Origin of the sequence: Tardiphaga alba (assembly GCF_018279705.1) — a bacterium.
GTDB classification, from domain to species: Bacteria; Pseudomonadota; Alphaproteobacteria; order Rhizobiales; family Xanthobacteraceae; genus Tardiphaga; species Tardiphaga alba.
Window position 1 is genome coordinate 4,059,755 of sequence record NZ_CP036498.1, and the last position, 11,822, is coordinate 4,071,576.

At 62.4% G+C, this 11,822-nt stretch carries 9 protein-coding genes; 8 read left to right on the top strand and 1 reads right to left on the bottom strand.

Features of this window, described 5'->3' with window-relative positions; all coding sequences use genetic code 11:
- Positions 1–130 precede the first annotated feature (130 nt).
- The 8 genes from RPMA_RS19425 to RPMA_RS19460 all read left to right on the top strand — a co-directional run bounded on the left by RPMA_RS19425 (position 131) and on the right by RPMA_RS19460 (position 9,617).
- Positions 131–1,264, top strand: coding sequence for a M20/M25/M40 family metallo-hydrolase (locus tag RPMA_RS19425; protein WP_211909312.1), 1,134 nt, complete (start codon positions 131–133; stop codon positions 1,262–1,264).
- 210 nt (positions 1,265–1,474) lie between these two features.
- Complete coding sequence (locus RPMA_RS19430) at positions 1,475–2,416, top strand: ABC transporter permease (RefSeq protein ID WP_211909313.1); 942 nt, start codon at positions 1,475–1,477, stop codon at positions 2,414–2,416.
- 12 nt (positions 2,417–2,428) lie between these two features.
- Positions 2,429–3,313, top strand: a complete 885-nt coding sequence (locus RPMA_RS19435) for an ABC transporter permease (protein WP_211909314.1) — start codon at positions 2,429–2,431, stop codon at positions 3,311–3,313.
- Positions 3,310–5,004, top strand: coding sequence for an ABC transporter ATP-binding protein (locus tag RPMA_RS19440; protein ID WP_211909315.1), 1,695 nt, complete (start codon positions 3,310–3,312; stop codon positions 5,002–5,004). Before RPMA_RS19435 ends, RPMA_RS19440 begins: the two co-directional genes overlap by 4 nt.
- Positions 5,005–5,113: 109 nt before the next feature.
- A complete protein-coding gene (locus RPMA_RS19445; RefSeq protein WP_211909316.1) occupies positions 5,114–6,637 on the top strand; it encodes a M81 family metallopeptidase in 1,524 nt (507 codons plus the stop codon).
- A gap of 54 nt (positions 6,638–6,691) precedes the next feature.
- Positions 6,692–7,852 carry a M20 aminoacylase family protein gene (locus RPMA_RS19450; RefSeq protein ID WP_211909317.1) on the top strand — a complete coding sequence of 387 codons (1,161 nt, stop codon included), beginning with the start codon at positions 6,692–6,694 and terminating at the stop codon, positions 7,850–7,852.
- A gap of 181 nt (positions 7,853–8,033) precedes the next feature.
- Positions 8,034–8,924, top strand: a complete 891-nt coding sequence (locus RPMA_RS19455) for a crotonase/enoyl-CoA hydratase family protein (protein WP_211909318.1) — start codon at positions 8,034–8,036, stop codon at positions 8,922–8,924.
- 18 nt (positions 8,925–8,942) lie between these two features.
- Positions 8,943–9,617 carry an alpha/beta fold hydrolase gene (locus RPMA_RS19460; protein ID WP_211909319.1) on the top strand — a complete coding sequence of 225 codons (675 nt, stop codon included), beginning with the start codon at positions 8,943–8,945 and terminating at the stop codon, positions 9,615–9,617.
- A gap of 96 nt (positions 9,618–9,713) precedes the next feature.
- Here the strand turns inward: RPMA_RS19460 and RPMA_RS19465 are convergent, their stop codons facing one another.
- Positions 9,714–11,759 carry a methyl-accepting chemotaxis protein gene (locus tag RPMA_RS19465; protein ID WP_211909320.1) on the bottom strand — a complete coding sequence of 682 codons (2,046 nt, stop codon included), beginning with the start codon at positions 11,757–11,759 and terminating at the stop codon, positions 9,714–9,716.
- Between the last annotated feature and the right edge of the window lie 63 nt (positions 11,760–11,822).

Consider the following 11,822-nt stretch of genomic DNA (forward strand, 5'->3'; position numbering starts at 1 on the left):
ACATCGTTAATTTGCAAAGGCAATCGCACTGCTGCAAAGTCGGGAATGAGAGCCCGCGACGTATCCCCAATGATCAACCTGTGTCGCGCGACCATCGACGACGAAATTCTCACCCAAGAGGAATGACTTGATGAATCCCGCCGAACTCCCCTTCGATCTCGATGACATGCTCAAAGGCCTGCGCGTCTGGGTCGAGTGCGAAAGCCCCACCTGGGATGCGAACGCTGTCAACAGCATGCTCGATCTCGCTGCGCGCGATATGCAGATCATGGGTGCGACCATCGAGCGCATCGCGGGACGTCAGGGTTTCGGCGGTTGCATTCGCGCCCGCTTCCCCCACCCGAAGTTTGGCGAGCCCGGCATTCTGATCGCCGGTCACATGGACACGGTGCATCCGGTCGGCACCATCGAGAAACTGAAATGGCGCCGTGATGGCGAGCTCTGCTACGGCCCTGCCATCTGCGACATGAAGGGCGGCAATTACCTGTCGGTCGAAGCGATCCGCCAACTGGCCAAAATTTCCTACACCACGCCGCTGCCCATCACCGTTCTGTTCACGCCGGATGAAGAAGTCGGCACCCCCTCCACCCGCGACGTGATCGAAGCCGAAGCTGCCCGTAACAAATATGTGCTGGTTCCGGAGCCCGGTAGCGCCAACAACGGCACGACCTCCGGTCGCTACGCCATCGCCCGTTTCAACCTCGAAGCGATCGGTCGCCCCAGCCATTCCGGCGCAACGTTGTCGAACGGTCGCTCGGCGATCCGCGAGATGGCCAAGAAGATCGTGCAGATCGACGAGATGACCGGCCCCGATTGCACCTTTAGCGTCGGCATCGTGCATGGCGGACAATGGGTCAACTGTGTTGCCTCATCCTGCACCGGCGAAGCACTCAGTATGGCGAAGCGTCAGGAGGATCTCGACAAGGGTGTCGAGCGCATGCTTGCTCTCTCAGGCACCGAGAATGACGTGCAGTTCAAGGTCACCCGCGGCGTTACCCGCCCGGTCTGGGAACCTTCCGCAGCAACGCTGGCACTATTCGAAAAAGCCAAGGCCATCAATGCAAGCCTCGGCCTGCCCGAACTCACCCATGGCAGCAAGGGCGGCGGTTCGGACGGCAATTTTACCGGCGCCATGGGTATCCCGACGCTCGACGGCCTTGGCGTGCATGGCGCCGACATGCACACGCTCAACGAATATATCATCGCGCAGAGCTTGGTCGATCGCGGTCGCCTGATGGCGGGATTGCTGGCGACACTCGATTGATGCAGTTTCGACCGGTCCGCGCATCGCATGGGATGCGCGGACCACAAAAAGTGGCACGCTACTTGCTACCTTTTTGATCACTGAATTTCGGGTTGAGGTGTATCGCCACTGTTCTCACTGATGAAGATCAATTGCTGTGCGCCCGTGACGTTTCCGGTTGACCGATACGGTCCAGTTACGTTCGATCAACACGACCAATAGGACAACGTTATGCTCGGATATCTCATTCGCCGAATTCTGGCGGCCATTCCCGTGATGGGCGTGGTGGCGCTGTTTGTGTTCCTGCTGTTGCGACTGACGCCAGGCGATCCCGCCGCGATCATCGCCGGCGACAATGCGACGCCCGAAACCCTGGAGCGCATTCGCACCCAGCTCGGTCTCAATGAGCCGCTCTATATCCAGTTCGTCACCTGGATCGGTCGTCTGCTGCATGGCGATCTCGGCACCTCGCTGATTTCCAATGTGCCGGTGCTGAAGATGATCTCCCAGCGCATGGAGCCTTCGATCTCGATCGCCGTCAGCGTGATGATTGTCTCGATCCTCGTTGCCGTGCCGCTCGGCGTGATCGCCGCATGGAAGCATGGCACTTGGATCGATCGTTTCGTGATGGCGCTGTCGGTGATCGGCTTCTCCGTCCCCGTCTTCGTGATCGGCTATGTGCTGATCCAGATCTTTGCGATCGAACTGCGCTGGGTGCCGGTGCAGGGCTTCCGCAGTATATTCAAGGGATTTGGCCCGTTCTTCGAACGCATGGTGCTGCCGACGATCGCGCTCTCCTTCATCTATGTCGCGCTGATCGCCCGCATGACGCGCGCGGCGATGCTCAACGTACTCGGCGAGGACTATGTCCGCACCGCACGCGCCAAGGGCATCACCGAGCGCGGCGTGCTGATGCGCCACGCGCTGCGTAACGCCGCGGTGCCCGTCATCACCGTGATCGGTACCGGTCTCGCGCTGCTGATCTCCGGCGTCGTCGTGACCGAGAGCGTGTTCAACCTGCCGGGCATCGGCCGTCTCACCGTGGATGCGGTGCTGGCGCGCGACTATCCGGTGATCCAGGCCATGATCCTGCTCACCTCCGGCATCTACGTGACCATCAACTTGCTGATCGACCTCGCCTACTCGCTGCTCGATCCCCGTATTCGTTACTAGGACTGAAGACAGATGGCGATCGATACACTCCCCAACGCAGCCGTACCGTCGCGACGCGGTCCGTCCTTCGGCTTCCTCACCTCCTCACCGATCATCGCAATCGCGACGATCTGCCTGGTGCTGGTCATCGCTTCGGCGATTTTCGCGCCGTGGCTCACCTCACATGATCCGCAGCAACTGGTGCCCGCCAACCGCCTGAAGCCGGCGGGCGGCGAATTCTTGCTCGGCACCGACGCTTACGGCCGCGATCTCTTGTCGCGTATTCTGTATGGCGGCCGTATCTCGCTGCTGATCGGCCTCGGCGCCGCCGTGACCTCGATTGCGATCGGCCTGTTCATCGGCCTCGTCTCCGGCTTCTTCCGTTATGTGGATGCCGTGATGATGCGCATCATGGACGGCCTGATGGCCATTCCGAGCATCCTGCTCGCCATCGCCGTCGTGTCGCTGTCCGGCGCCAGCCTCACCACGGTGCTGATCGCGATCACCATTCCGGAAATCCCGCGCGTCGCGCGTCTGGTCCGCTCGGTGGTGCTGTCGGCGCGTGAAGAGCCCTATGTGGAAGCGGCGATCTCGCTCGGCACCAGCATGCCGAAGATCATGTGGAAGCATCTGGTGCCGAACACCGTGGCGCCGCTGATCGTCCAGGGCACCTATGTGGCAGCCTCGGCGATCCTCACCGAAGCGATCCTCTCCTTCTTGGGCGCCGGCATCTCGCCGGAAACGCCGAGCTGGGGCAACATCATGGCCGAAGGCCGCCAGTTCTTCCAGATCAAGCCCTCGCTGATCTTCTGGCCGGGTCTCCTGCTCTCTATCGCCATCCTTTCGGTCAACCTGATCGGCGACGCCGCGCGCGACGCACTCGATCCCCGCATGAAGCAGCGGGAGGCCGGCAAATGAACGCATCAGTGAGCAACTCTGTGAACGCAAGTCCTAACGACCGTCCCATCGCACTCGAAATCGAAAACCTCGTTGTCGGCGTCGGCAAGGACGGCAAAGGCAAGAAGATCATCGACGGCATTTCGCTGCAGGTGCGCGAAGGCGAGACGCTCTGCGTGGTCGGCGAAAGCGGCTCCGGCAAATCGGTGACCTCGCTCGCCACCATGGGCCTGTTGCCAAAGGATTCGCTCAAAGCCATCGGCGGCACTATCAAGCTGGTAGGCGAGGACGTGCTGAAGGCCAGCGACGGCCGCCTGCGTGATCTGCGCGCCACCACCATGGCGATGATCTTTCAGGAGCCGATGACGGCGCTCAATCCGGTCATCCCCGTGGGCAAGCAGATCGACGAAGTGCTCCGCACGCATACCGACCTGTCGGCTTCGGCGCGTCGTGCAAAAATTCTCGACATGATGGAGCAGGTTCGCCTGCCCGACGTGAAGCGGATCTATTCGTCCTATCCGCATCGCCTCTCCGGCGGCCAGCGCCAGCGCATCATGATCGCGATGGCGCTCGTGCTCGAACCGAAGCTCCTGATCGCCGACGAACCCACGACGGCGCTCGACGTGACGACACAGGCGCAAATTCTAAAACTGATCCGCGACCTGCAGAAGGACCACGGCACCGCCGTGCTGTTCATCACCCATGACATGGGCGTGGTCGCGGACATCGCCGACCGCGTCGCTGTGATGCGCAGCGGTCGTCTGGTGGAGACGGGGCCGCTGAAGCAGATCCTGGCCAAGCCGGAGATGGATTACACCCGCAACCTGCTATCCTCGGTGCCGAGTCTGGTGCCGCGCGCGGCACGCGCGGAAGACGGTTTCCATCCGGTGGTGCTGGAAGCCAACGAGCTCGGCAAGGTCTATCGCGAGCGCTCGTTCTTCGGTAAAGCCCGCGAAGTGCATGCGGCGAAGGACGTGACGCTGACCCTGCGCAAGGGCCGCACCCTCGGCATCGTCGGAGAGAGTGGCTCAGGCAAATCCACTGTAGCCCGCTGCATCGTCCGTCTGATCGATCCGACCTCGGGCGGTATTCGTCTCGCCGGCCGCGAGATTTCCGGCCTGTCGCGTGGCGCATTGCAACCGCACCGCAAGAAGATCCAGATCGTATTCCAGGATCCGTATCGCTCGCTCAATCCGCGCATCACCGTTGGTGAATCCATCATCGAGGGGCCGATCAATTACGGCGTCAAGCGCTCGGTGGCGATGGCACGTGCGCGCGAATTGCTCGAACTGGTCGATCTGCCCGCGGACGCGGTGTCGCGTTATCCGCACCAGTTCTCCGGCGGCCAGCGCCAGCGTATCGCCATTGCGCGTGCGCTCGCCCTCGATCCGGAAGTTCTCGTGGCGGACGAAGCGGTGTCGGCACTCGACGTGTCGGTGCAGGCGCAGGTGCTGAAGCTGCTGGACGACATCCAGACCCGGCTTGGCATCGCGATCCTGTTCATCACCCACGATCTCCGCGTCGCCGCGCAGATCTGCGACGATGTCGCGGTGATGCAGCACGGCAAGGTTGTGGAACAGGGGCCGGCGGCGGAAGTCCTCGCAAATCCGCAGCAGGCCTATACGAAGCAGCTGCTTGACGCAGCGCCCGGACGAGGATGGGATTTCGCCAATTTCCGTCCGGTCGATCCCGCCGTGGTGGCTTCGGCCTAACCCATCCTCCCCGTCATTGCGAGGAGCGAAGCGACGAAGCAATCCAGTTCTTGGCTTTCTGGATTGCTTCGCTTCGCTCGCAACGACGACTGAAAGCATTGAGCACTTCATGACCCGTATCGCCGTCGGCGGCTTCCTGCACGAAACCAATACTTTTGCCCCTACCAAGGCCACCTATGAGGCCTTCGTGCATGGCGGCGGCTGGCCGTCGATGACCCATGGCGCCGATGTGCTGAAAGTGATGCGCGGCATCAATGTCGGCCTGGCCGGCTTTGTCGAGGAAGCGGAAGCCCGCGGCTGGGAGCTGATCCCCACCATCGCCTGTGGCGCCAGCCCGTCGGCGCATGTCACCGAAGACGCCTATGAGCGCATCGTCGGCGAGATGATCGACGGCATCAGGAAGGCGATGCCGCTGGATGCGGTCTATCTCGATTTGCACGGCGCCATGGTGACCGAACATCTCGACGATGGCGAAGGCGAGATCGCGCGTCGCGTGCGCGAGGTCATCGGGCCGGATATTCCCTTTGTCGTGAGTCTCGATCTGCACGGCAACATCTCGCCGGAGAGCGTCGAATACACCGATGCGCTGATCGCCTATCGCACCTATCCGCATGTGGACATGGCCGATACCGGCCGCGCCTGCGCCCGTCATATGGAGCTGCTGCTCGCCGGCAACCGCTTCGCAAAAGCGTTCCGGCAACTGCCGTTCCTGATCCCGATCTCCTGGCAGTGCACCAATGACGAGCCGACCAAGCGCATCTACCAGATGCTGGCGGCGATCGAGCATGACCAGGTGCCGACGCTCTCCTTCTGCCCCGGATTCCCCGCCGCGGATTTCGAGCATTGCTGCCCGAGCGTGTTCGCCTATGGCGTGACTCAGGCCGATGCCGATGCGGCGGCAGACACCGTGGTCAATCTGGTGCTCGGCCATGAGAACGATTTCGACGGCAAGATCTGGCAGCCCGATGAAGGCGTGCTGCATGCGATGGAGCTCGCGAAGACACTCGACAAGCCGGTCGTCATCGCCGACACGCAAGACAATCCCGGCGCCGGCGGCGACAGTGACACCACCGGTATGCTGCGCGCGCTGGTGAAGAACAAGGCGATCAAGGCCGCCCATGGCGTGATCTATGATCCCGCTGCCGCCAAGGCCGCGCATGAAGCCGGTGAAGGCGCAACCGTCAAACTCTCCATCGGCGGCAAGTCCGGCATTCCCGGCGATGCGCCTTATGAGAACACGTTCGTCGTCGAGAAACTCTCCGACGGCAAATTCGTCGCGCCCGGCCCCTATTACGGCGGCCGTGACATGGACATGGGCCCCTCCGCCTGCCTGCGCATCGACGATGTCCGCGTCGTCATCTCCTCTCACAAGGCGCAGCTCGCCGATCAGGCCATGTATCGCTATGTCGGCATCGAGCCAACCGAGCAGAACATTCTGGTCAACAAGAGCTCGGTGCATTTCCGTGCCGATTTCGAGCCGATCGCAGGCCAGCTGATGATCTGCGCGGCGCCCGGCGCGATGCCGGCGGATACATCCGTGCTGCCCTGGAAGCATTTGCGCCCCGGCATCAAGCTGAAGCCGAATGGGGCGCCGTTCACGCCTGATACTGCATCGCCGACCCTCGCTCCCTAGCGAGGGTTCTTGAACAAGCAAGATCGTTGAAACGCTCTTATCCGAGGAAACCCCATGCCCACACTCGAACGCATCGACGCTTTCGCCGACGAACTCACCGCCATCCGTCGTGATCTTCACGCGCATCCGGAAATCGGTTTTGAGGAAGTCCGCACCTCCGGCATCGTCGCCGACAAGCTCGCAAGCTGGGGCATCGACGTGCATCGCGGCCTCGGCGGCACCGGCGTTGTTGGCACGCTGAAGGGCAAGGGTTCGGGCACCAAGCGCATTGGTCTGCGCGCCGACATGGACGCGCTGCCGATGGAAGAGAACACCAATCTCGCCTGGCGCTCCACCATTCCCGGCCGCTTCCACGGTTGCGGCCATGACGGCCACACCACCATGCTGCTCGGCACCGCGCGCTATCTCGCCGAAACCCGCAATTTCGACGGCACCGTGCATTTCATCTTCCAGCCCGCCGAAGAAGGTCTCGGCGGAGCGCGCGCGATGATCAAGGACGGGCTGTTCAAGCAGTTTCCGTGTGACGAGATCTACGGCCTGCATAACGCGCCCGACATGAATCACGGCGAAGTCGGCATCTTCCCCGGCCCGGCCATGGCAGCAGCGGACTTCTTCGACATCCATATCAAGGGCTATGGCGCACACGGCGCGATGCCGGAGCGCTCGAAGGATCCGGTAGTCATCGCAATGACGCTCGGCCAGGCGATGCAGTCCATTGTGAGCCGCAATGTCGATCCGTTCCAATCGGCCGTGTTGTCGATCACCCAGATCCATTCGGGCTCGGCCTATAACGTCATTCCCGACGACGCGAAGCTCTGCGGCACCGTGCGCTGCTTCTCGGAAACCGTACGCCAGCAGATCCGCGATCGCATGCACAAGCTCGCCGCGGGCATCGCGACCGCTTTCGATGTCGAAATCAAGGTCGATATCCGCGACGGTTTCAGCGTGCTGGTGAATCAGGAAGAGCACAGCAAGGCCGTGGAAGACGTTGCGCGCACCATTGTCGGCGATGCCAATGTGATCACGCGCTCGAAGCCGAAGATGGGCTCGGAAGATTTCGCCGACATGCTTCATGCCGTGCCCGGCGCTTACTTCTGGGTCGGTCATGAAGGCTCGGTGCCGGTGCACAATCCCGGCTTCTATCTCGATGACAAGATCCTCCCGATCGGTGCCAGCATGTTTGCCCGCATCATCGAAACCCGGCTGCCGGCGTAACTCTCCGTCATTGCGAGCACAGCGAAGCAATCCAGCCTTTTTCCGTCAGGAAGAACTGGATTGCTTCGTCGCCCTAGCGAATTGGCTTTGCCAATTCGCCAAGGATCCTCGCAATGACGGCGTTGAACAACACGGCCGGACGTGCTTCAAAAACAATAATAATAACGGGAGAGAAACCGACATGGCCTATGAGACCATTCTTTACAGCGTCGAGGACCAGATCCTCACCATCACGCTAAATCGCCCCGACAAGCTCAACGCCTATAACGCCACCATGCAGGCGGAGATGATCGACGCCTTCGACAAGGCGGATGCCGACGACAATGTGCGCGCCATCATCATCACCGGCGCCGGCCGCGGGTTTTGCGCAGGCGCGGACCTATCCTCCGGCGGCAATACGTTCGACCGCGATGCGCGGCGCGGCCCGGTGCGCCGCAATGCCGATGGCAGCGTCGATTACAGCGACGAGATGGTGCGCGACGGCGGCGGACAGGTGACGCTGCGCATGTTCAAGTGCCTCAAGCCCGTCATCGGCGCCATCAATGGCCCCGCGGTCGGCATCGGCGCCACCATGCAACTCGCCATGGATATCCGCATCGCCTCGGAAAATGCGCGCTTCGGTTTCGTGTTCTCCCAGCGCGGCATTGTGCCAGAGGCCGCATCGAGCTGGTTCCTGCCGCGCATCGTCGGCATCTCCCAGGCGCTGGAATGGTGTTATTCCGGCCGCGTCTTCCCGGCGCAGGAAGCCCTCGCCGGCCGCCTCGTCAGCAAGGTGGTGCCGCATGACGAGCTGTTGCCCACCGCACGCGCGCTGGCCAAGTCGTTCATGGAGAAGACGGCGCCGGTCTCGGTCGCACTGATCCGGCAGATGATGTGGCGCCTCTCCGCCATGGACGATCCCATGGAAGCCCACAAGATCGACAGCCGCGGCATCTATGCCCGTGGCCGCTCGGACGATGTGAAAGAAGGCGTCGTCGCCTTCCTTGAAAAACGCCCGGCGGAGTTTAAGAACAAGGTCAGCGCCGACATGCCCGATTATTTTCCGTGGTGGGACGAGCGCGGTTACAAATAGGACCTTGCAAGCGAGATCATGACTTATTCGACGCCCTCCGATCGTCCATCCGAGGGCGTCGTTTTTCTGCACGGCATCAGCCGCTCCTTCCGTTCCCTCATCAAGCTGCAGCAGGCCGTGGACAAAGCCGGCTTTGCCACGCGGAACATCGGCTATCCCAGCCGCGAGAAGCCGCTGTCCGATCTGGTGGATGACATTCATCCAGCCATCGCGCCCTTTACCGAAGCGAATGACGGCGCCACGCATTTCGTCTGCCATTCCATGGGCGGCCTGCTGGCGCGCGCCTATATCGCGCGCTATCGCCCTGCTCGGCTGGGTCGCGTGGTGATGTTGGGCACGCCGAATGGCGGCAGCGAGATCGCGGACCGGCTGAAGGACAGGATGCTCTATCGGCTGTATTTTGGCCCGGCAGGACAGCAGCTGGTGACGAAGCGCGACGCGGACACCGAAGCGCTGCTGCCACCGGTGGATTATCCCGTCGGCATCATCGCCGGCAATCGCTCGCTCGACCCCATCGCCTCGCGTTTCATGCTGCCGGGTGCGGACGACGGGCGCGTCACCGTTGAACGCACGAAGCTCGATGGGATGGCGGATCACGTCGTGATCCCGGCGTCGCATGCGTTCATGATGAAGACCAAAGCGGCGATCGCACAGACGATCGCGTTTTTGCAGGATGGCCGGTTCAATTGCTGACTGTAGGGTGGGCAAAGCGCAGCGTGCCCACCGTCACGCGCACGACACTTGAAGGTGGGCACGGCGCAAGAGCGCCTTTGCCCACCCTACAAAAGATCAGGCCGTCTTGATCGCGGCGAGAAAACGCTCGACCTGATCGCGCATCTGGCCCGACTGGCGCGACAGATCGTCGGACGCCGCGAGCACATCGCCGGCCGATGATCCGGTGTCGCCCGCCATGTCGGTGACGCCGCTGATGGTGCGCGAGATTTCGTTGGCGCCCTGCGCAGCATGCTGGACGTTGCGCGCGATTTCCTGCGTCGCGGCGCCCTGCTCTTCCACAGCGCTGGCGATGGAAGATGCGATCTCGTTCATGGCGCCGATGGTGCCGGTAATGGCACGAATGGCATCCACGGCATCGCCGGATGACGACTGGATCGCCGCGATCTGGGTGCGGATTTCCTCGGTGGCCTTCGCTGTCTGGCCCGCAAGGCTCTTCACCTCGGACGCCACGACCGAGAAGCCGCGACCGGCCTCGCCGGCGCGCGCCGCTTCGATGGTGGCGTTGAGCGCCAGCAGATTGGTCTGGCTGGCGATTTCGGTGATGAGATTGACGACGTCGCCGATCCGCTCGGCGGCAGATGACAGCGCCATCACGGTGTCGTTGGTGCGGCCGGCCTCCTCCACCGCCTTCTGGGCGATGGCGGCGGAATGCGACACCTGACGACCGATCTCGACCACAGAACTCGATAGCTCTTCCGCAGCCGCGGCAACGGTCTGCACATTGGTGGACGTTTCGGTGGAGGCCGCCGTCACCACCGTAGCCTGACGGATGGTTTCGCCGGCCGTGGTAGAGAGCGACTCCGCGGTGCCGTGAAGCTGCGAGGACGCCGTGGTCAACGACGACAGCAAAGCTCCGATCTCGTCATCGAAGCGACCGGTGAGCTCGGTGACGCGCGCGGTGCGCTGGCTGCGGCGGTTGATCTCCTCGGCCTCGCGGGCGCTGAGTTCATTCGTCTTGATCATATTGTCCTTGAAGAAGGCGACCGCGCGCGCCATGCCGCCGATCTCGTCGCGGCGATCGGTGCCGCCAATGTCTGTGGTCACATCACCATTGGCGAGATCGGTCATCGATGCCGATAGGTCGCCGATCGGACGGGTGATGCTGCGTGCCATGGCCAGCACCGCAGCGCCGCTGATCAAGAGCGCCAACAGCATCAGCACCGAGGCGATTGTCAGCGTGCTGGCGGCATCGGCCTTCTTGCTTGTCACGGTCCTGGAGAGTTGATCGGCGAGACCGTCTTCGATGGCTTTCAGGAGGTCGATGCGCGCGGTGCTCGCGTCGAACCAGGTCTTGCTGTCCAGCCCCTTGAAGTCGCCGGTAAGGCCGCCCTGCTCGATGGTCTTGCGCATGGCATCGACGCGCTCGATGACGGGGCCAGCCAAGGTGCGCGTAAACAGTTCCAACGCCTGCGGCGTTGCCGATGCGCGGAAGGCAGCGAAGAAGCCTTCCTGCCCGGCCGCAAGGCCGATGCCGCGCGAAAAGGCCGGCAGTTCGAACTTGCCAGCGGCGATGGCGCCGGCATTGAGCGCCCGCTCCTGCCCTGCGCGTTCCTTGCCTTCGATCAGATTGGCATAGGCAGAGATCGCTTTGGAGATATCATCATCGCTGCTGAGCTTTGCGATGCCGGTGATGACCGCGATCTGGCGCGCAATGTTCTCGGTCATGCGGCCGACAGCGGCGGGTGGCGCGATGGAGAGTGCATCGACGTCACTGCGCAGCGCATCGAGTTTGCCGATGACGTCGGCGGCGCGATCCGCTGCCGCTGCGAGATCGCTTGCGGGTGCACGCTTCAATTCGCCAAGTGCCGGAAGCGCGACGGCGCGTTCGACATCCGTGCGCTTCCGCTGCTCCGGCAATTCGCTGCGCATCTGCGCGCCCTTGCTGCTGAGGAAGGCGGAGGTCATGCCGCGTTCCTTTTGCAGTTCATGCACGAGGCGGCTGAGTTTCGTGACACCTGCTGCGACCGGCTGCAGCCGATCCATCTCGCCATAGACGCGCGCCTTGCTGGCGACTTCATAGGCCGCCAGCGCGGCAACGATGATCAGAGGAAGAATGGCGGAGAGAGCAATGCGATAAAGAATCTTGGTGTGCTTCAACATGGTCACCTCGGGGATGACACACGTTTTACGCGTATAATGGTAAAGGAACCGGTGGATCGAAGT